Below are 18,853 nucleotides of genomic sequence, written 5' to 3' on the forward strand. Positions count from 1 at the left end.
GGCATGATGCATTGACAGAACGCACGTGTTCACCCGGAGAAAAGTGCAGGATGGATAAAGACATTCTCAAGACCATTAATTCTCAGCACCTTTTCCCCGCGCAAAGCGACCGGCATATCTTTTTTGGTGTTGATGGTAAATTCATCGCCCACTCGCTGATTACCATCATGTCGATAATCAAGCATGCCGCTGATACGCGTTATCACTTTCATCTTATCTCTTCGGAAATCTCCGCAATTAATACGGCGCGTCTGGAAAAAATATTCGCCGGACAGTCACATGGATTAACGCTACATCATATTCAGGACAGTCTGTTTAGTGCTTTCCCCACTACAGAGTTGTTCACTCGCGCGACCTATTATCGTTTTCTCGCTCCGCTTATATTGCCTCATGCCGATAAACTGCTTTATCTCGATGCGGATATGGTTTGTCTGAATTCTCTCGACGAATTATGGCAAATTGCCATGCCATCCGAGGTGATTGCCCTGGTTGTTGGTGAGATTGCAGCACTGCAAGCGCAGTTGGCTGAAAATGTTGGCCTGCGTGGAAAACGCTACTTTAATGCTGGCATGATGCTGATTGATGTTCAAAAGTGGAACCGAGAGCAGGTGAGTGAACGCGCGTTTAATTTGCTTAGCGAAAAGGGAAAGCAGTTCCAGTATCTTGATCAGGATGCGTTAAATACGCTGCTTGAAGATCGTGTGATATTTACGGAAGCTCGCTTTAATACCATTAACATGCTCTCACACGATGATAACGGTTATACGCAGGATGTGCCGCATAATACCTGCTTATTGCATTACGCCGGTGCTGATAAACCCTGGCAACAGTGGAATCAACAGCACGTTGGCCATTACTATCGCGATCTTTATCAGATTTCGCCATTAGCCGACGTCTCTTTTGAAACACCGAAAAACGCGCAACAAGCGAAGAGAATGTACAAATTTTTGTTCCGTAGTCATCAATGGATGCCGGCACTCTATTGGCGCATTAAGTATTTTAAAATGAGGTATTTTTGAGTGCAGACTTTACGTTTAAAGCCGCTGTTAACCGAAAGCAATATTTATCAGCTGTGCTTTCTGTTGTTAACCCTGGCATTTGCGACCTCGTTAGTTATCCCCGCATATCCTAAGAAAACCTTCTATTTGGTGGGTTATTTAACGCTATTTTTTCTGCTGGCCCAGGGAATAAAAAGAAAATTCGTTCTGGATAAGAGTGCTTTCATCGTCGCCGTTCCCATTCTATTATTGGGCATAGTCAGGGTAATATGGTCGCGCATTTATGCCGATGCCTATTTTAGCGATGTAGTGGATAACTATTTTCAGGGCGGTAAACTTTTCATTATCTCCGCTTTTGTCAGCTATTTTTTCATTGCGTGGCGTCACTGTTTGTCAGCGAAAGTCCTTCGTATTAGCGTGTGCTTGTTAATTTTTGGCTTGCTGCTGACGCTGGGTGCCGGCTGGTACGAACATGCTCAGACGCAGCAACGCATTAAATTACTCACCGATTCAGCCGGTACCGTTTCATACCTGATGACGGCGTTAGCATTAACTGCCCTGTTTATTGTGAATAAGGTGATAGTTCGCCGCCTTAATCAAATTCTGCTGTTCACCGCTATCTTTGTGGTGAATATGCTGCTGATGTTCCTCACTGAGTCACGTGCGGCGGTATTGGTGCTGCCCGTTTTATACTTGCTCTGTTTTTATCTGGTTCATCGCTGGGCAGGAAAATATTCGCTGGTGATTTTAGTTCTTTGCATTGCGGGGGGGCTGTTCTTCATGCCCAGCTCCATTATGCATCGGTTGGACAACATCCAGAACGAAATAGACAGCTATCAGAAAAATAATGATACCTCAATTGGTGCGCGCTTCTCGATCTGGAAAAGTGGCTATCACAGCGTTTCCTGGTCGCTGCTGGGGCAAAGTCCGGATGACAGAACGGATAAAGCGCGCGTTTATATTAAAACCTATGAACGCGCTAATCCTGAGGCTTATAAAAATGTGATGTATCACTTGCACGATGATTTTTTAGAAACGCTTTCGCTGCAAGGTATCGCGGGTGCTGTCACCCTGATTCTTTTTTATGTGGGTTTAATTGTGGCGGCAATGCGTCGTCGGGCATTGGATGTCGCGCTGCTTCCTGTTTCCATTTTTATATTCGGTTTGACCGATACCGTATGGATACAAAGCAGTTCGGTGTTTATTCTGATGGCATCGATTATTATGAGTTATGCGCTGATGCAGCATAAATTCATAAACCATAAATAGACTTGGTAGGGTCGCCATTTATGGCGACCGCTTTCATCAACGCCTCAAGCCATTCCCCGCAACTTCATCTTAAGAAACTTTTTCTTCAGGCTAAATCTGACTTTACTGTCCATCATAAATGAAGCGAAAGGCACGTTTTCTATCGCCTGCTTCACCACACCTTTCTCATGTTCATCAATAATCAGCGGATAAAATTTATGCGCCAGATTGATCCAATGGCAAGCGAGCAGGTTGCGGTATTTTTCACCGAGCACATTATCCATCTGTTGCGTGGCTTTGATTAGCATCGATATTTTATTGGCATCCAGCGCGCTGGAGAGGCTTTGCCCTCGTTTAAAATAGAGATAAGGCCCGTACATTGCTAAAGAGATCTTTTCACTGGCTTTCAGGATAGAAGGGAATAAATACGCATCCTCGTAGCAGCTGAAGTCAGGAAAGTGGTTATCAACCAACAGCGATCGTCTAATAAACTGGCCGATGAAATGCGCCTGAATATCGCGGTGGATAAGGAATTTTTCAATCACCTGATGCTGCGATAAGGCAGTAACCTGCAAACCGTTCCACTTTAGCGGCTGCGGTTTACTTTCATAAACTTCATTCAGCGGTGCCAGCAGAATATCCGGTTTTTGCGCCTGCAAAAAAGGCACGATGTCAGCAAAAGAGTTATGAAGAAGCTGATCGTCACCATCCAGCATCGTAACGTAGTCGCCACTGCATTTGCTGACGCCAAAATTTCTTACCTTACCGATGTTACGGAACATCACGTCGAATATTTTCACCTGGCTGAATGAGGCGGCAAAAGTGTGCAGCAACTCACTGGTGTTATCTGTGGATGCGTCATTCACCAAAACAATCTCAACCGCATCCTCAATGCCCGTGCAGGCATTTTTAAGGCTGTTTAATGTCTCGGCAATATACTTTTCGCAATTATGAGCCGTGACCAGGACGCTGAGCGTGCAGTGTGAATCCATCATTAGCCTCTATCGGTTAGCAGCTTGTGTGGCGAACAAGTCTATCGTTTTCTGTGCTGAAGGGAATGAAATTGTGTTGCACGGCTTTGGTGATCATCCTCACAACTCCACACCTCATTTATTAGCGCAACTAAACTTTCTCACCGCTTCGCCGATATTTTTCACCACTGAGTCCGTGCGCTTTGCCCCACGATTTTGGGGCTCTACGATCAACTTCTGGTGTGGAAAAATGTCATGATCGCAACGCCCTTGTCAGGCCCGGCGGCTTCGCCGGTGGAGATGGTTTCGCTCAAACGTATCGCCCAGCGCGCGGATAGCCTGGCGGTGTTCCTCCGTTGGGCGCTGCTGGCGTGGCGCGATGTGCGCCCGCTATTGATGGGTGCTGCGGCGGCCGCCAGCGAAGTGGCGCAACTGGCGGCACACATCAATCAGCAAGCCGGTTATCTCACGCTGAGTGCCGATACCTAGCAGAGTGAAACGCTATTCGCGCGCAGCTTCAGCACTACGCTCGGCACCGAGCACGGCACCGTGCAGGTGGAGCATGCGGCACAAACCATGCGCGAGATTCATCGCAGTATCAGTGGGTTATCGCAGCTGGTGACGGAACTGTCGGAGATGAGTGAGCAGCAGAATTTGAGCATTGAGCAGATTCAGCAGAGCATCAATAGCATCGATCACAGCGTGCATCATAACGTGCAGCACGTGGCGGAAACGCTGCAGGTGGCGCAGCAACAGCAGCAGCAGGCCAATGCGCTGAAGCAGGCGATTTCGTTGTTTAGGTTGGGGTAAGTGCGGGCTTTGAGAAGGTCGCCATGAATGGCGACCTTACGTCAATTACGCGACGCCATTCACCAGCAGCACGCGGTACTTCGCGCCTTTCAGGCGATGCGCTTTGGCTTCCTGATACGCCGGGCTGAAATACCAGCCTTTCGCCGCTTCAGCATCCGGAAACTCCAGCACCACCACGCCTTCCGCTTCCGGACCTTCCAGCGTTTCCAGCTGGCCATAAAACGCCAGCGGGGTGATCGGGTGATCGCCGCGCGCCTGGCCAGCTTTCTCTGCGTAGGTTGCCAGCTCGTCTTTGTCTAAGGTTTCGTCCTTAATAAACACCACATATGCAGCCATTACTTCTCTCCTCGCGCCTGACGTTTGTCTTCAGTGTTGTTATCGAAATCGGCGGCATCATGGCGCTCCAGCAGCTGATCCTGCGGCTCGGCACCAAAGGCGCGATTCACTTTACGACCACGAATCACCGCCGGACGCTCAGCAATCTCTTTCGCCCAGCGCACCACATTTTTGTACGACTGCGCATCAAGGAATTCGCTGCCGCCATATTGGTTATTCAGCACCAGATTGCCGTACCACGGCCAGGTGGCAATGTCGGCGATGGTGTATTCATCACCGGCGAGGAAGCGATGGTCGGCCAGCTGGCGATCCAGCACGTCCAGTTGGCGTTTGGCTTCCAGCGTGAAGCGGTTGATGGCGTATTCGATTTTTTCTGGCGCGTAGTGATAGAAGTGACCAAAGCCGCCGCCGAGGTACGGTGCAGAGCCTTGCAGCCAGAACAGCCAGTTCAGGGTTTCGGTGCGGCCCGCCAGCGAGGTTGGCAGGAAGTGACCGAACTTCTCGGCCAGATAGAGCAGGATGTTGCCGGATTCGAACACGCGCTGTGGTGGCGTGACGGAATGGTCGCTCAGCGCCGGGATTTTCGAGTTCGGGTTGACATCGACAAATCCGCTGGAGAACTGATCGCCATCGCCAATACGGATCAGCCAGGCATCGTATTCGGCGTCTTTGGCACCGACCGCCAGCAACTCTTCCAGCAGGATGGTAATTTTCTGGCCGTTTGGCGTGCCGAGCGAGTAAAGCTGCAGCGGATGTTTGCCGACCGGCAGGGCTTTCTCGTGCGTCGGCCCGGCGGTTGGACGGTTGGTTTTCGCACCGTTACCTTTGGCTTCCGGGTCCCAGGTCCAGACTTTCGCGGGCTGATACTGATGTTCCGACATAGTGGTTTCGCCTTGTTGTGTTTGTATTTTTGCTGCTACTGAGTGTAGCAGCGCGTGATACAGGCGATTTAACCGCGCTGGCGGTGCGACGCAAAGTCCGATTATGTAAAGTTCTCTTGCGTAAACAGCATAAAGTCCACTTTACCGGGCTGATAAGTATCGGGAATCTCGCCCTCTTCCAGATGCCGCAGCATCAGCGTTAACGCGAGCTGGGCATGGCGCAGGGTATTTTGATCGAGGGTTAAGGTCAGCACCCGATCCTGCAATAGCCTGCGTGTGGTGCTGTACAACTCGTGCGTGACATACAGCACTTTGCCGTCGAGACGATGCCGCGCCAGCGCTTCGTGCACCTGTGTATTGCCAATGCCGGTGTTATACAACCCGACAATCGGCGGCGAGGCAGCCAGCGTTTTTTCTAGCAGACGGCTGATGCGTTCGCGTTCATCCTGACCGGCAAGAATCTCGCGCAGGCGCAGCTGCGGAAAGCGTTCGGTCAGCACCGCCTGAAACCCCTCAATGCGCTGGCGATGCGCGGCGTAATCGGCGCGTCCGCTCATCAACACCACTTCACCCGGCTGCGACAGCATGCTGCCGAGCATCAAACCGGCGGTGCGCCCGGCTTTGTATTGATCGATGCCGACGTGACACAACCGCGCGGCATCGGGCAGATCGGCGACCAGGGTGATCACCGGCACGCCACGCGCTTTACAGGCGGCGAGCGCATCGTAGATCAGCGGATTTTCATGGGCGAAGACGATCAGCGCGTCCATCTTTTTACTGCTGGCGGTAATGTGTGCGGCAAGTTTTTCCGGCGCGTTTTCCGGAATCAGCGTGCGATGCAGACGCAGGCGACGATAACCGAGTTCGTCGGCAAGTTTGGCAAAATCTTGCGCTAGTTGCTGGAAGAAGAAGGAGGCGTTGCCGCTGAGTAGCACTTCGATCTGCCACGGATGGCGATGCTCCTCGGGCAGAATGCGTTTCAAACCGGCGTCACGCGCTGCCTGCAGGATTTTTTTGCTCATGGCGGGCGATACGCCGCCGCGATCGTTGAGTACCCGGTCAACCGTGGCGACACCCACGCCCAGTTGTTTTGCCAGCTCGGCCAGCGTCACTGCTTTCATGTTGCGTGCATTCCATCAGAGCGGGCCCTCATCCTAACCTTCTCCCGCCAGCGGGAGAAGGGACTGTTTAGTTCCCTCTCCCTGTGGGAGAGGGCTAGGGTGAGGGCATCAGCGCCCACTTAACTAACCCAACAGCTCACGCTCAATCAGCTCACGGGTTTCCACCGCCTGATACTTCATCTTTTCCGGATAGCCAAACAGCGCCGCCGAGATAATCGACTCGCCGCCGACCTTAAAGGTACGGTTGGCGAAATTCATCTCGCGCAGCGCTTCAAACAGCGCATCGAAATTCACTTCGCCTTCACCGACCGCCACATGCTGGTGGATAGTCGCATCCACGCCAGGCGGGTTAACGATATAGCGGCAGTGTTTGGTATGGTTCATGGTATCGGCGATCAGCATATGCGACAGATCGTCACCGGCGTAATGCAGCATGTTCTTCACATCGCCCACGCCTTTGTCGTAGTAGAAGGTGTGCGGTGCGCTGTAGATGTACTTGACGTTTTCGCTGCGGAACGACTTCACAATGTCTGCGGTTTCGTTGTTCTGCTCGCAGAAATCCCACGGGTGCGCCTGTATCTCGACGCGGATACCTTCACGTTCGATGATCGGCAGCAGCTCTTCCATCGAGCGATAGAACATCTCTTCACAAATTTCCGGCTCGTTGGGATTGCCCGACAGCTCGGTGTTGATCACCTGCACGCCCATTTCGACGGCGATCTCGATCATGCGTTTCCAGTTCTTCACCGCCGCCTGACGACGCAGTTCATCCGGGCCAGACCAGCGATAAACGGTAATGAACGAGGAGATTTCCAGCCCGGTGGCATTCAGCGCATTTTTGTATTCGCGCATGATTTCACGGCTGGCTTTCGGATGTTTATAGAACGGATTGATCTGCGGGTGCGGCGACTGCTCGATGTACTTGTAGCCCCATTCCGCCACCTGATGCACCATGCGCGTAATGCCAAGATCCCTGATTACATCCACATCAAAAGCGATTTTCATTGTTTTCTCCTGAGCGTTAAGCGGTGTGGACTTTGATGATGACCATACGGATCTTTTTCCACGCTTCATCACTTTTTCTGATGCAAAACCATCAGCCTAAACCGCCTTTAATGCGCCAATAAATATCAAACATTTATTCTGAATGGTATGGAAATGAAATTTGTTATTCCGTTTTTGCGAGGGCGATCAAAATACTGAGAGATTCTCTATCACTCGATGCCGTTTAATGATGATTTCTGCGTTTGAGGATTGGTGATTTATTGCGGGTTAGGGCATTATTTTTGATAATTTATTATCATTTTTAATCCGGAAATAGCGTATGAGTAAAATCACCATGACCGCGATTGCCGCCGCTGCCGGTGTTGGCGTGGCGACCGTTGATCGTGTATTAAACCGTCGTGCGCCGGTGCGCGCCGCCACTGAACAGAAGGTGCTGGAAGCAGCCAATCGCCTCGGTTATCGCATCGGCAATGTGCCGCTGCTGAGCGGCATCGCGCCCGCCTCGAGCGTAACGCTGCGCATGGGCTTTATCCTGCTGTCAAAATCTTACTCGTTCTATCATTCCCTCACCGATGCGCTGCGCCAGCATACGCAGCCGTTTCATCCGGCAGGCAGCGAACCGCTGTTTACCTGGCACGACATTGATGATGTGGAAGCGGTGGTGGCCTCGCTGTATGCGCTGGCTGAGCAGGTGGATGCCATTGGCCTGGTCGCGCTGGATCACCCGCTGATTCGCCATGCGATAGAAAACATATCGCGTCAGGGTGTGCGGGTTTATGCGCTGTTTTCCAACTTTTCACCGTGCGGCCACGCCGGTTATGTCGGCCTGGATAACCAGAAAGCCGGGCGCACTGCCGCGTGGATTGCCACCCATCTGCTGCATCAGCCGGGCTCGGTCGGCGTGCTGGTGGGCGACCATCGCTTTATCTGTCAGGAGAGTAATGAGATCAGTTTCCGCTCCTATCTGCGCGAACAGGACAGCGCGCGGCGCGTGCTGGAGCCGCTGAAGACCAATGAATCGATTGATGGCGGTTACCGTTCCACGCGTCAGTTACTGGAAGAACATGCCGATTTGGCGCTGATCTTCGCGCCGTGCGGCGGCATTGAGGGCGTGATTCACGCCTTGCGCCAGCAGCCGCAGCGCAAGGTGGCGTTGATTTGTCATGGGCCGGTGAAAGAGGGCGAGCTGGCGCTGATTGATGGCACCATCACGGTGATGATCCGCAACCGCATCGACGAAATGGCCATGCGTCTGGCGCAGATGGTGCAGCAGCATCATGCGGAGCCGGGCGACCATTTCACCCAGATCATCCTGCCGTTCGATATCGTCACGCGTGAAAACCTGTAAAGCGCGTCATTGCTGGTTTTGATATTTTTTCTATCATTTTAATGATGCGAAATACTATGATCGCTATCAAAAAATGAATGTTTCATGGTTGTTGGTGATGAAATATTTATTTGATACTTGCGCTATCCACTACCGCAAGGAACGATCATGACTATTCATATTGCTAACGCGCCCTGTAGCTGGGGCGTTGATGACCCGAAAAATCCTTTCCTGCCGCCGTGGCAGAAAGTCCTGAGTGAAGCGTCGCAGGCCGGTTATAAAAGCATTGAGCTGGGCCCGTGGACCTATCTGCCGGTTGAACCTGCCGAACTGCGTCAGCAGCTGGAAGCGCACGACCTGTCGCTGGTGGCGGGCACCATTTTTGATGATTTGGTGAGCGAAGCCAATTTCCCGACGATGGTTGAGCTGACGCACAACATCTGTCGCAACTTGTCTTTGGTGCCAACCGCCGCTAAAACCCATGCGGACAACAAACCCGCGCCTTATCTGGTCATTATCGATTTCGGTAATCCAGAACGCGCCAAATACGCCGGTCAATCCGACAAGGCGCCGCGCCTGTCAGATGAGGAGTGGCAGCGCATGATGCAGCACATCACCACGCTGAGCCAGATTGCCTGGAACGAATATGGCGTGCGCGCGGTGATCCATCCGCATGCCGGTGGCTGTATTGAGTTCGCCGACGAGCTGCAACAGCTGGTGGAAGACATCCCGCACGAGGTTGCCGGTTTGTGCCTCGACACTGGACACTTGTACTACTCCGGCATGGATCCGATTCCTTACCTCAGCCGCTACTGGGATCGCATTGATTATCTGCACTTCAAAGACGTTAACGATGGGGTATGGCGCGACGTGATTGCACGCGGCGTCGATTTCTTCGCTGCCTGTGCAGAAGGCGTGATGTGCCCGATTGGCAAAGGGGCAATTGATTATCCGGCGGTGCGCGCCTTCCTGGCAGAGCGCAATTATCAGGGCTGGATCACCGTCGAGCAGGAGCGCGATCCGCGCGATGCCGACACCAGCCTGCGTGACGTCACCGCCAGCCTGCACTATTTGCAATCGGTCGGATTCTGAGGAGAACAGCATGATTAACGGCATTAAAGCTCTGGATCGCTCCCTGCGCTGGGGCATGGTTGGCGGCGGCGGCACCAGCCAGATTGGGTATATTCACCGTTCGGCGGCCACACGTGACAACAACTTTACGCTGCTGGCGGGCGCGTTCGATATCAACGCCGAGCGTGGCCGCGCCTTTGGCACCTCGCTGGGGATTGACGCCGAACGCTGCTATGCGGATTACGAAACTATGTTTGCGGCAGAAGCGGCGCGTCCGGACGGCATTGAAGCGGTGTCGATCGCCACGCCTAACAACACGCACTTCACCATCTGCCGCGCCGCGCTCAATGCGGGTTTGCATGTGGTGTGCGAAAAGCCACTGTGTTTCACCGCCGCTGAAGCCGATGAGCTGGAACAGCTGTGCGCCGAGAAGAAGAAAATCATCGGCGTGACCTACGGTTATGCCGGCCATCAGTTGATTCATCAGGCGCGCGAGATGATTGCGGAAGGTTTGTTGGGCGAAATCCGCATCATCAACATGCAGTTCGCACACGGCTTCCATAACCAAGCGGTGGAATTGCAGAACGAAAGCACCAAGTGGCGCGTCGATCCGCGCTTCGTCGGGCCGAGCTATGTGCTGGGCGATTTGGCGACGCATCCGCTGTTTATCGCTGAAACCATGGTGCCGCATCTGCAGGTGAAACGCCTGCTGTGCAGCCGCCAGAGCTTTGTCAAAACCCGTGCGCCGCTGGAGGATAACGCCTTCGTGATGATGGAGTACGACAACGGCGCGGTCGGCACCATGTGGGCATCGGCGGTGAACTGCGGTTCGATGCACGGCCAGAAAGTGCGGGTGATCGGCGAAAAAGCCAGCCTGGAGTGGTGGGACGAACAGCCGAATCAGCTGCGCTATGAAGTGCAGGGCGAGCCGGTGCAGATTCTTGAGCGCGGCATGGGTTATCTGCATCAAAGCGCGCTGGCTGACGATCGCATCGGCGGCGGGCATCCGGAAGGATTGTTTGAAGCCTGGTCCAATCTTTATCGCCGTTTTGCGCTGGCAATGGATGCCACCGATCGTGGCGATCGGGCGTTCCTCAAAGACTTCTGGTATCCAGGCGCGCATGCCGGTTTGATGGGCGTGCGTTGGGTGGAGCAGTGCGTGAAATCTGCCGATGCGGGAGCGGTGTGGGTGGATTGTTAAGATAGGTGCGGTAGTTGGCAAGGTCGCCATGAATGGCGACCCTACAAATGATCGGCTCGTTTTTCGTAGGGTCGCCATTTATGGCGACCTGAAATTCAGTGTGAACGCAAATCGCTGAGGAAGCGCTGTGCGCGCGGGTGCTGCGGTTGGGTGAAGAACTGTTCCGGCTGTGATTTTTCCAGAATCTGTCCCTGATCCATAAACCAGATGGTATCCGCCACTTCACGGGCAAAGTTCATCTCGTGGGTGACGCACATCATCGTCATTCCTTCCTGCGCCAGACCGCGCATCACCGACAACACTTCGCCGACCATCTCTGGATCGAGCGCCGAAGTCGGTTCATCGAACAGCATCACCGGCGGCTTCATCGCCAGCGCACGGGCAATCGCCACGCGCTGCTGCTGGCCGCCAGACAGCTGCGCCGGATAGGCATCGGCTTTATGCGCTAAGCCAACACGTTCCAGCAATTCACCGGCCTGACGACGTGCTTCGCTGCGCTTCACGCCCAGCACTTTCATCGGCGACATCATGATGTTTTCGGCTACCGACACATGCGGGAACAGGTTGAAGCTCTGAAACACAAAGCCGATGCGCGTGCGCAGTTGATTGAGGCGCGTGCTGCTGCCGTGAATATCGGTGCCATCAAACACGATCTGACCGTCATCGATCGGCTCCAGTCGGTTAACGGTGCGGATCAGCGTCGATTTGCCCGAGCCGGACGGGCCGCACACCACCACCACCTCGCCGGGATTAATCTCGGCGCTCAGGTTGGTCAGCGCCTGATACGCGCCGTACCATTTGTTGACCTGATTAAACATGATCATCGGTCCCATGCTGTTTCCTTATTGCGAAGATGTTTTAGTCAGCATCACCGCGGGCGCCACGCTGGGCGTTGGCTGCGGCGGTTGACGACGTTTCTGCGCAATGTGCGCTTCGAGTTTATTGGCCAGCCAGGTGAGGCTGAAGCAGATGATGTAGTAACTCAGCGCCACAATGGCGAACACCTGGAACGGTTTGGTCAGCAGCTGATTGCTCACCTGATTGGCGGCAAAGGTCAGTTCCGGCACGTTAATCACGTAGCCGAGCGTACTGTCTTTGATGATCGACACCAGTTGGCTAACCAGGCTCGGCAAGGTGTTAAACAGCGCCTGCGGCAGAATCACCAGACGCAGGGTTTTCAGGTGGCTCATGCCCAGCGCGCGTGAGGCTTCGTATTGGCCGTGCGGCAGCGCCTGAATGCCACCGCGCACAATCTCGGCGATATAGGCACTCTCATAGATCACCAGCGTACACAGCATGGTGGCGAAACCGCTGATGTTGTGGCCAATCAGCAGCGGCACGCAGAAGTAGGTCCAGAACACCACCATCATCAGCGGGATGCCGCGCAGCAGGTAAACCCAGCCGGTGGCGGGCCAGCTCAGCCAGCGCCACGGCGACAGACGCGCCAGGCCCAGCAGCACACCAATCGGAAACGCCAGCAGCACCGCCAGCACCGAGATCAGCAGCGTACAGAGCACGCCGCCAATCGGACCGTTCGGGTATTGGCCCATCAACAGCAGCATGCCGTTGTCATGCAAAATGGTGAAAATCTCAAACATCGCCATTACCTCGCATAGACGCGCTGGAAGCGGCGGGCCAGCAGTGCGCCAAGGCCCATCAGCAGCAGGGAGAAGAACAGATAGCCCACGGTCGCCACGATGTAGGATTCGAAGGTACGGAACGTTTGGTTCTCAATATCGCGTGTCACGTAGGTCAGATCCGCCACGCCAATCACCATCGCCAGGCTGGTGTTTTTGAACAGCAACACCGTGTGGTTGATCATCGCGGGCAGCGCGTTGCGAATGCCCTGCGGCAGAATCACGCCGCGCATGGCGCGCACGTAGCTCATGCCGAGTGCGCGCGCGGCTTCGTTCTGGCCGTCGGGAATGGCGCGCAGGCCGCTGCGGATATCTTCGGAGAAGTACGCCGCCTGACACAGGCCCAGCGCGGTGAGGGAGAACAGGAACTCGGCGTTGTAGTTGTTGATCCACATCTGCAGCCCTTCTGGCAGCAGCGTGGGAATGGCGAAGTACCACATCATCAACTGGATCAGCGTCGGCACATTGCGGTGATAAGAGACATAGGCTTTGACCAGCCCGACCGCGATGCGGTTTTCAGTCAGGCGGATCACCACCAAAAGCAGCGCCAGCACCATTGCCAGCAGCCAGGCACCCAACGCCAGTTCAAGGGTGATCACCGTTCCGTCAACGATCATCTGGCCGTATTGGCCGGTTATCACACTGCTGAAATCGAGAGCCATTCTGTTACCTCATGGTCGCAAATTACGCGCTGTGGTCGCCCGGTCGCATGGTGGAAAGACCGCCCGGCACCTGCAGCGTTGGGGTGATTTCGATATTGCCGATATTCACCGCCAGCGGTGCCGCGAGCGCGAAGGCGACGCAGTCGGCGATATCTTTAGCCTGCGGCAGTTCAAAGCCATCAATGAAGCGGCGGCGCGCCTCTTCGTGATCGCCCGATACGTTGCCGAAGATATCGGTGGCGACGCGGCCCGGACAGATTTCGGTGATGCGCACGCGTGCGCCGTAGCAGTCGACGCGCAGCTGGCGCGAAAGGGCATGCACACCGGCTTTGGTGGCGTGATACACCGAGTTGCCGTTGAAGTTGTAGATGGCGGCAATTGAGGTGATGTTGAAGACGTGGCCGCGATCGCGTTTCACCATGCCCGGCACCAGCAAACGGCACAGGTGCAGCACCGCGCGCAGATTGACGTCGACCTGGGTTTCAATCACGTTCTCGTCGGCATCAAGAATCGATCCCGGATGCGACAGGCCCGCGTTGTTGACCAGAATGTCGATTTCGAGATCTTTGCACAGCGCGGTCAACGCGTTGACGTCGCTGACATCCACCGCGTGCGGAATACAGCCGGTACGATCGGCCAGCGCCGCCAGCTGCTCTTTACGGCGCGCCACCGCGTGCACGGTGATGCCCTCTTTGCACAAGCGCTCAACGATCGCTTCACCCATCCCCGCGGATGCGCCGGTTACCAGCGCGGTTTTGTAATCTGAAAATGGCATCTGCCTCTCCTCGTTATGGCGTCTTTTGACTGTATGCAGTTATGCCGCAAGGGCATAAGACATAAAAATTTTGAGGCAATAAGCGCCCCTTATAACCCCGTTCGCCCGCCATTTATGGAGACCGAAACGTCAACACGTCCTCGTCATACTCCACCGCAGACAAATGCTCTGCCGCGAACGACTGCACCGTGCCGCCATCCGGGCTGATCACCGGCACATACAGCGGGCCAACCTGCACCAGCGCCACCACTTCACCGGCCGCGATCTGCTGGCCGGGCGCGACAAAATCCTGCTGGCTATGCGGATGGCGGCGCAGCAGCGTGCCGGGCATCGGTGCGCCAATGCGTTGTGTGATGGAGGGGATTTCAGCGGCGGGAACCGTGGCAGGCGCGGGCGTGGCTGGCGTGGCGGCGAAGGTCAACCGCACCGACCAGTGCTTGCCATCGAGCGCCAGACTGTTCAGCCCGGAGGATTGCATCTTGCGTGCCAGCGCGCGCAGCGTCGGCAGCGGTATTGCGGTTTTATCCATGGAATTCCCGTCAAAGCGAAACACGCCCGCCTGAGCGGGCAAAATCGTAATCTAGCGCGTTCGCAATACGGGCAGTAAGAGGGTTTCGCTTTGCGGCAATAAGCGGGACTTATCCCACTAAGGTCAGTGGATGATTCTCAACGTTGCGGCGCGACATCAGCGACAGCAGGATCGATTTCACCGCTTCGGCCGGCTGTGACAGCGGCAGGTGATCCGACATGCAGAACGACAGCGACACCTGCACATCCGGATCGACGATCTTCGCCATCCACGCATCGCCGTTTTTCAGCATCGCGCGCGCGGCGGATTCCGGCATGATGGTGGTGCCGAGCCCGGCGCTGAGCGCGGCATTCAGCGTGGTTTGTGACTCGATCTCGCATTTCACGCGGTACTGCAGATTGTTGTGTACGAAGGCATCGTCGAGCACTTTGCGCATGATGTTGTAAACGCGCGGCAGGAACAGATCGTATTGCGCCACCTGCGCCAGCGGGATCTCTTTCACCGGTTGCGCGAGGCTGAACGGGCAGACGAAGTAGAGATCCTCTTTCATCAGCGGCATAAAGCGCAGGCCGTGAATGGTGCGGTGATCGTAAATTACCGCCATATCCATGCGGCCATTCATAATCAGCTCGCTAAGCGTGGTGCCGAAGTTTTCATTGAAGTAGAGCACGATGCCGGGATGCTGCTGCTGCACTTCCATCATCAGCGGCAACGCGAGGTTTTGTGCGGCGGTGCCCGGCGCTAAGCCCACTGAGACGCTGCCGCTCAGCGATGCGCCAACCAGCTCAATGGCACTTTGTGCCTGTTCGCACTGGCGCAAAATCGCCTGCGCGTGGGAGTAGAGCGTTTTACCGGCTTCGGTCGGCGTCACGCCGCGCTTGGTACGAATGAGCAGTTGCTGATTCACTTCCCCTTCCAGCGTAGCCAACTGCTGGCTCAGCGCGGGCTGGGCAATATGCAAAATATCGGCGGCCTGGGTCAGGCTGCCTACATCAACAATTTTAACAAAGTACTTCAGGCGACGAAGATTCATGAACGCTTCCTCCAACAGAACGCATAGCGGGTATCAAGCAAAGTTGATGCCAAAATAAGCTTTCGCGAATGAACTCAGACAGGAGGGTAGAGCCACAGTGCCTCCTAAGGCCGATGCTGAGTTGGACAGTTGCCGTGACGGCGAGGGTAAAACAGCGACCTTTGCACTGGTATGGTGCGATTCACTCATTAGATTTGGCGATGATGGGAGTGAGTAAACGGGCGTTGCGCGCTGTTAACCGGCACTCAAAGTAACACTCTATTAACATTGCGTCAGGCGCTGACGCGTGACCTGCCGCGCATTTCCACATCAGGCTCGCCACCTTTATGGCGAAAGTGTGCGGTCGGTTCAGTCATCGCTTTGTGTTATATCACCACAACAAAGCACTATTAACTGCCGCTTCGGGCAAAAACCTATCCTCTGGTAAACGTCGTGTTTGCAGCTTGCTGCAAGCCGTTCATGCTGACACTGAGCCAGGATAAACCCATGCCCGAGATAGCCAATCGATTAAAGAATGTCACCGTTTCTGCCTCTGTTGCTATGACCCAAAAGGCCCGCGATCTCGCCGCGCAGGGTATTGATGTGGTAGCACTTTCCACCGGTGAACCCGATTTCCCTACGCCACCTCACGCGATTGAAGCCGCTTACGCCGCCGCGCGCGCCGGAGATACGCGCTATCCGCCTACCGACGGCACGCCAGCGCTGCGCAAGGCGATCCAGCTGAAGTTCAAACGCGATAATCAGCTCGATTACGACGTCAGCCAGATCCTCACCGCCGGCGGCGCTAAGCAGATCATCTTTAACGCGATCCTCGCGACCATTAATCCGGGCGATGAAGTGGTGATCCCAACGCCGTCGTGGATCAGCTATGCCGATATCGTCAAATTCGCCGGTGGCGTTCCGGTGGCGCTGCCGTGTGCGCAGGAGAACGGCTTCAAGCCGCTGCCTGTTGATTTAGACGCCGCCATCACCGACAAAACCAAATGGTTGCTGCTCAACTATCCGAGTAATCCCACTGGTTCGGTGGCGAGCAAAGCGGAGCTGCACGCGCTGGGCGAGGTGCTGTTGCGCCATCCGCAGGTGTGGATCATGACCGACGATATCTACGAGCACCTGATTTACGACGATGTGCGCTTTTATACGCTGGCGCAGGTTGAGCCGCGTCTCTATGACCGCGTGCTGACGGTGAACGGTGTGTCGAAAGCTTATTCCATGACCGGCTGGCGTTTGGGCTTCTGCGGCGGCCCGGCACCGTTGATCAAAGCAATGAGCAACGTGAATACGCAGAACAGCGGCGGCGTTTGCACCTTAACCCAGGCCGCGGCGGTGGCGGTGCTGGAAGGGCCGCAGGATCTGTTGCAGGAGCGCGCGCACATCTATCGTCAGCGCCGCGATTACGTGCTGGAGCGCTTGACGTCGATTGACGGCCTGCGCTGCCATAAACCGCAGGGCGCATTTTATCTGTTTGTGAATATCGCGGGCTACATTGGCAAAACCAGCGCCGGTGGCCGGTTGATCACCAATGATGCCGATTTTGTGCTGGCGCTGATTGAAGAGCAGCACGTGGTGACGGTGCAGGGCGCGGCGTATGGCATGAGCCCGTTTATCCGCTTGTCGTATGCCACGAGCATGGAGCGGTTAGAGACGGGATGCGATCGCATTGCGGCGTTTTGTGGTGGTTGCGTTTGATGTTCAGGTCGTCATGAATGGCGACCCTACAAAACATCATTGCGCGATAACCTCTGCGGCCGGGGCGACCTGATGGCCGCAGGCTTCGATTTCGCTGCGCACAATGGTGGCGAGCGCCAGCGAACCTGGCGTGTCGCTGTGAACCAGAATCGAGCGCGCACGCACCGCAATCTCTTCACCTTCAATCGTCGTTACCGTGCCATGCTGCAAAAACTGGCGCACGCGGGCGCGCAACGCGGCTTCCTCTTTGATCACCGCACCGGCAATGCCGCGTGGCACTAAACGGCCTTGTGCGTCATAGGCGCGATCCGCCAGAAACAGCGTCAGCGTCTTCAGGCCAGCGGCCTGCGCGGCGGCTTCGATGATGGTATCGGGCTGGGCGAAGATGATCAGGTCGCTATTGATGCGCGCCACCAATTCCATCACCTGTTGCGCCAGCACGGCATCGCGGTTGACGATGTTGCCCATCGCGGCGTGGAAACTGAAGTGGGAAACGTGGGTGCCTTCCGCGCGGGCAATCGCCGTGAGCGCGCCGAGCTGATAGGCCACCTGTTGGCAAATCTCTTCGGCGCTAAACGGCAGTTCGCGGCGGCCAAAACCCTGACGATCCGGCAAGCCAGGATGCGCACCAATCCCCACGCCATGTGCCTTCGCCAGCCGCACCATGTTGCTCATGATCGTTGGATCGCCGGCGTGGAAACCGCAGGCGATATTAGCCGATGACACCACTTTCATCAGCGCGGCGTCATCGCACAGCTGGTAAACGCCAAAGCCTTCACCCATATCGGAATTCACATCTATCTTCATGTCTGGTTCCTTGTGCGGATTAAACGGTAAGCGCTTTACGCAGTGGCTGGCAGCTAAGGCGCAGGCGGCTCAGCCAGCGCGTGACTTCCTGTTCGATGGCGATCGCTTCACGCACATCGCATTGGATCAGCTGGATCGACTGGCCCGGCAGCACTTGCCCAAGCCGCCACAGATCCTGTTCGATCACGCCCGCGATCTTCGGATAGCCGCCAGCGGTGTTGGCATCGCTCAGCTGGATGATCGGTTCGCCGCCCGGCGGCACCTGCACAATGCCGGGGATCAGCCCGTACGATCGCATCTCAACGGTCTCTGACGGGAAGATCGGATCGCCTGAAAGCCGATAGCCGGTACGATTGCTTTGATTCGATACCTGCCACGACTGCTGCCAGAAACGCGCGGCATCGGCGGCAAACAGCGGGTATTCGCCGGAGGGAATGGCACGCAGCTGAATGTCTCCGGCGCTGTTGCGGGGAAAACAGGCGTGTAATGCGCTGTCTGGCGGTTCGATGCCGATGCCGCTGTGGGGAAGTGCCGGGCTGCAACTGTCGCCGAGCGCCAGCCGATCGCCACGCTGTAGCGGACGTCCTTCAACGCCGCCGAAGCCGCCGCGCAGCGCGGTACTGCGCGAGCCGAGCACCAGCGGCACATCGATGCCGCCCGCGATGCACACATAGCCACGCGCGCCGCTGCGTGGATAACGCAGTTCCAGCACTTGCCCGGCCCGCACGCTGCAGCCCCACCACGGCGGCAGC

At 55.6% G+C, this 18,853-nt stretch carries 21 protein-coding genes; 8 read left to right on the forward strand and 13 right to left on the reverse strand.

What is annotated here, in order from left to right:
• Positions 1-50: 50 nt before the first annotated feature.
• Together RTM06_RS09355 and RTM06_RS09360 are read left to right on the forward strand one after the other, a co-directional pair.
• On the forward strand, positions 51-1,019 hold the full coding sequence (locus tag RTM06_RS09355; RefSeq protein WP_312181647.1) for a glycosyltransferase family 8 protein: 969 nt from the start codon (positions 51-53) through the stop codon (positions 1,017-1,019).
• Positions 1,020-2,267, forward strand: coding sequence for an O-antigen ligase family protein (locus RTM06_RS09360; RefSeq protein ID WP_312181649.1), 1,248 nt, complete (start codon positions 1,020-1,022; stop codon positions 2,265-2,267).
• A gap of 44 nt (positions 2,268-2,311) precedes the next feature.
• Here RTM06_RS09360 and RTM06_RS09365 read toward each other — a convergent pair whose 3' ends face one another.
• Positions 2,312-3,241 carry a glycosyltransferase family 2 protein gene (locus RTM06_RS09365; RefSeq protein WP_312181651.1) on the reverse strand — a complete coding sequence of 310 codons (930 nt, stop codon included), beginning with the start codon at positions 3,239-3,241 and terminating at the stop codon, positions 2,312-2,314.
• A 231-nt stretch (positions 3,242-3,472) separates the two neighbouring features.
• Between RTM06_RS09365 and RTM06_RS09370 the strand changes: the two genes are divergently transcribed.
• Complete coding sequence (locus RTM06_RS09370; RefSeq protein WP_312181653.1) at positions 3,473-3,706, forward strand: hypothetical protein; 234 nt, start codon at positions 3,473-3,475, stop codon at positions 3,704-3,706.
• A gap of 87 nt (positions 3,707-3,793) precedes the next feature.
• On the forward strand, positions 3,794-4,027 hold the full coding sequence (locus tag RTM06_RS09375) for a hypothetical protein (RefSeq protein WP_312181655.1): 234 nt from the start codon (positions 3,794-3,796) through the stop codon (positions 4,025-4,027).
• A gap of 45 nt (positions 4,028-4,072) precedes the next feature.
• On the opposite strand, the gene RTM06_RS09380 is transcribed toward RTM06_RS09375, so the two are convergent.
• The 4 genes from RTM06_RS09380 to RTM06_RS09395 form a co-directional block, all read right to left on the reverse strand.
• Positions 4,073-4,363, reverse strand: coding sequence for a DUF1330 domain-containing protein (locus RTM06_RS09380; protein WP_265300767.1), 291 nt, complete (start codon positions 4,361-4,363; stop codon positions 4,073-4,075).
• Positions 4,363-5,244, reverse strand: coding sequence for a glutathione-dependent disulfide-bond oxidoreductase (gene yghU, locus RTM06_RS09385; RefSeq protein WP_256698219.1), 882 nt, complete (start codon positions 5,242-5,244; stop codon positions 4,363-4,365). The genes RTM06_RS09380 and yghU overlap by 1 nt, the downstream gene beginning before the upstream one ends.
• A 101-nt stretch (positions 5,245-5,345) precedes the next feature.
• Positions 5,346-6,365, reverse strand: coding sequence for a LacI family DNA-binding transcriptional regulator (locus tag RTM06_RS09390; RefSeq protein ID WP_312181659.1), 1,020 nt, complete (start codon positions 6,363-6,365; stop codon positions 5,346-5,348).
• A gap of 123 nt (positions 6,366-6,488) precedes the next feature.
• Positions 6,489-7,370, reverse strand: coding sequence for a sugar phosphate isomerase/epimerase family protein (locus tag RTM06_RS09395; protein WP_256698220.1), 882 nt, complete (start codon positions 7,368-7,370; stop codon positions 6,489-6,491).
• A 319-nt stretch (positions 7,371-7,689) separates the two neighbouring features.
• Here RTM06_RS09395 and RTM06_RS09400 point away from each other — a divergent pair, with 319 nt between their 5' ends.
• The 3 genes from RTM06_RS09400 (at position 7,690) to RTM06_RS09410 (ending at position 10,969) form a co-directional block, all read left to right on the forward strand.
• Complete coding sequence (locus RTM06_RS09400; RefSeq protein ID WP_179451866.1) at positions 7,690-8,718, forward strand: LacI family DNA-binding transcriptional regulator; 1,029 nt, start codon at positions 7,690-7,692, stop codon at positions 8,716-8,718.
• Positions 8,719-8,865: 147 nt separating this feature from the next.
• The gene (locus RTM06_RS09405; protein WP_312181663.1) at positions 8,866-9,789 is read left to right on the forward strand and encodes a TIM barrel protein; all 924 of its coding nucleotides are present in this window, start codon (positions 8,866-8,868) and stop codon (positions 9,787-9,789) included.
• Positions 9,790-9,799: 10 nt separating this feature from the next.
• Entirely contained in the window at positions 9,800-10,969 is a 1,170-nt protein-coding gene (locus RTM06_RS09410; RefSeq protein WP_312181665.1) for a Gfo/Idh/MocA family oxidoreductase, read from the forward strand.
• A 95-nt stretch (positions 10,970-11,064) separates the two neighbouring features.
• Here RTM06_RS09410 and RTM06_RS09415 read toward each other — a convergent pair whose 3' ends face one another.
• The 6 genes from RTM06_RS09415 to nac all read right to left on the reverse strand — a co-directional run bounded on the left by RTM06_RS09415 (position 11,065) and on the right by nac (position 15,605).
• On the reverse strand, positions 11,065-11,802 hold the full coding sequence (locus RTM06_RS09415) for an amino acid ABC transporter ATP-binding protein (RefSeq protein ID WP_008106948.1): 738 nt from the start codon (positions 11,800-11,802) through the stop codon (positions 11,065-11,067).
• Between the two features lie 9 nt (positions 11,803-11,811).
• The gene (locus RTM06_RS09420) at positions 11,812-12,567 is read right to left on the reverse strand and encodes an amino acid ABC transporter permease (protein ID WP_154193197.1); all 756 of its coding nucleotides are present in this window, start codon (positions 12,565-12,567) and stop codon (positions 11,812-11,814) included.
• Between the two features lie 5 nt (positions 12,568-12,572).
• On the reverse strand, positions 12,573-13,268 hold the full coding sequence (locus RTM06_RS09425; protein WP_312181670.1) for an amino acid ABC transporter permease: 696 nt from the start codon (positions 13,266-13,268) through the stop codon (positions 12,573-12,575).
• 22 nt (positions 13,269-13,290) lie between these two features.
• Complete coding sequence (locus tag RTM06_RS09430) at positions 13,291-14,043, reverse strand: SDR family oxidoreductase (RefSeq protein WP_008106954.1); 753 nt, start codon at positions 14,041-14,043, stop codon at positions 13,291-13,293.
• Between the two features lie 112 nt (positions 14,044-14,155).
• Positions 14,156-14,572, reverse strand: coding sequence for a biotin/lipoyl-containing protein (locus RTM06_RS09435; RefSeq protein WP_293791983.1), 417 nt, complete (start codon positions 14,570-14,572; stop codon positions 14,156-14,158).
• A gap of 109 nt (positions 14,573-14,681) precedes the next feature.
• A complete protein-coding gene (gene nac / locus RTM06_RS09440) occupies positions 14,682-15,605 on the reverse strand; it encodes a nitrogen assimilation transcriptional regulator NAC (RefSeq protein ID WP_293791981.1) in 924 nt (307 codons plus the stop codon).
• Positions 15,606-16,091: 486 nt separating this feature from the next.
• Here nac and RTM06_RS09445 point away from each other — a divergent pair, with 486 nt between their 5' ends.
• Positions 16,092-17,294, forward strand: coding sequence for a pyridoxal phosphate-dependent aminotransferase (locus tag RTM06_RS09445; protein WP_256698227.1), 1,203 nt, complete (start codon positions 16,092-16,094; stop codon positions 17,292-17,294).
• A 36-nt stretch (positions 17,295-17,330) separates the two neighbouring features.
• On the opposite strand, the gene RTM06_RS09450 is transcribed toward RTM06_RS09445, so the two are convergent.
• Positions 17,331-18,101, reverse strand: a complete 771-nt coding sequence (locus RTM06_RS09450) for a 5-oxoprolinase subunit PxpA (RefSeq protein ID WP_312181676.1) — start codon at positions 18,099-18,101, stop codon at positions 17,331-17,333.
• A 19-nt stretch (positions 18,102-18,120) separates the two neighbouring features.
• Positions 18,121-18,853, reverse strand: a 733-nt coding sequence (locus RTM06_RS09455) for a biotin-dependent carboxyltransferase family protein (RefSeq protein ID WP_312181678.1), incomplete at its 5' end; no start/stop codon positions are given.

It is taken from the genome of Pantoea sp. CTOTU46764 (assembly GCF_031974595.1).
Classification (GTDB): Bacteria; Pseudomonadota; Gammaproteobacteria; order Enterobacterales; family Enterobacteriaceae; genus Pantoea; species Pantoea trifolii.

Excerpts from the sequence above, each read along its gene's own strand:
- RTM06_RS09390 (WP_312181659.1), bottom strand. The coding sequence starts at position 6,365 with ATGAAAGCAGTGACGCTGGCCGAGCTGGCAAAACAACTGGGCGTGGGT.
- RTM06_RS09450 (WP_312181676.1), bottom strand. The coding sequence starts at position 18,101 with ATGAAGATAGATGTGAATTCCGATATGGGTGAAGGCTTTGGCGTTTAC.
- RTM06_RS09370 (WP_312181653.1), top strand. The coding sequence starts at position 3,473 with ATGATCGCAACGCCCTTGTCAGGCCCGGCGGCTTCGCCGGTGGAGATG.
- nac (WP_293791981.1), bottom strand. The coding sequence starts at position 15,605 with ATGAATCTTCGTCGCCTGAAGTACTTTGTTAAAATTGTTGATGTAGGC.
- RTM06_RS09410 (WP_312181665.1), top strand. The coding sequence starts at position 9,800 with ATGATTAACGGCATTAAAGCTCTGGATCGCTCCCTGCGCTGGGGCATG.
- RTM06_RS09400 (WP_179451866.1), top strand. The coding sequence starts at position 7,690 with ATGAGTAAAATCACCATGACCGCGATTGCCGCCGCTGCCGGTGTTGGC.
- RTM06_RS09405 (WP_312181663.1), top strand. The coding sequence starts at position 8,866 with ATGACTATTCATATTGCTAACGCGCCCTGTAGCTGGGGCGTTGATGAC.
- RTM06_RS09420 (WP_154193197.1), bottom strand. The coding sequence starts at position 12,567 with ATGTTTGAGATTTTCACCATTTTGCATGACAACGGCATGCTGCTGTTG.
- RTM06_RS09430 (WP_008106954.1), bottom strand. The coding sequence starts at position 14,043 with ATGCCATTTTCAGATTACAAAACCGCGCTGGTAACCGGCGCATCCGCG.
- RTM06_RS09425 (WP_312181670.1), bottom strand. The coding sequence starts at position 13,268 with ATGGCTCTCGATTTCAGCAGTGTGATAACCGGCCAATACGGCCAGATG.
- RTM06_RS09355 (WP_312181647.1), top strand. The coding sequence starts at position 51 with ATGGATAAAGACATTCTCAAGACCATTAATTCTCAGCACCTTTTCCCC.
- RTM06_RS09415 (WP_008106948.1), bottom strand. The coding sequence starts at position 11,802 with ATGGGACCGATGATCATGTTTAATCAGGTCAACAAATGGTACGGCGCG.
- RTM06_RS09375 (WP_312181655.1), top strand. The coding sequence starts at position 3,794 with ATGCGCGAGATTCATCGCAGTATCAGTGGGTTATCGCAGCTGGTGACG.
- RTM06_RS09395 (WP_256698220.1), bottom strand. The coding sequence starts at position 7,370 with ATGAAAATCGCTTTTGATGTGGATGTAATCAGGGATCTTGGCATTACG.
- RTM06_RS09435 (WP_293791983.1), bottom strand. The coding sequence starts at position 14,572 with ATGGATAAAACCGCAATACCGCTGCCGACGCTGCGCGCGCTGGCACGC.
- yghU (WP_256698219.1), bottom strand. The coding sequence starts at position 5,244 with ATGTCGGAACATCAGTATCAGCCCGCGAAAGTCTGGACCTGGGACCCG.
- RTM06_RS09380 (WP_265300767.1), bottom strand. The coding sequence starts at position 4,363 with ATGGCTGCATATGTGGTGTTTATTAAGGACGAAACCTTAGACAAAGAC.
- RTM06_RS09445 (WP_256698227.1), top strand. The coding sequence starts at position 16,092 with ATGCCCGAGATAGCCAATCGATTAAAGAATGTCACCGTTTCTGCCTCT.
- RTM06_RS09365 (WP_312181651.1), bottom strand. The coding sequence starts at position 3,241 with ATGATGGATTCACACTGCACGCTCAGCGTCCTGGTCACGGCTCATAAT.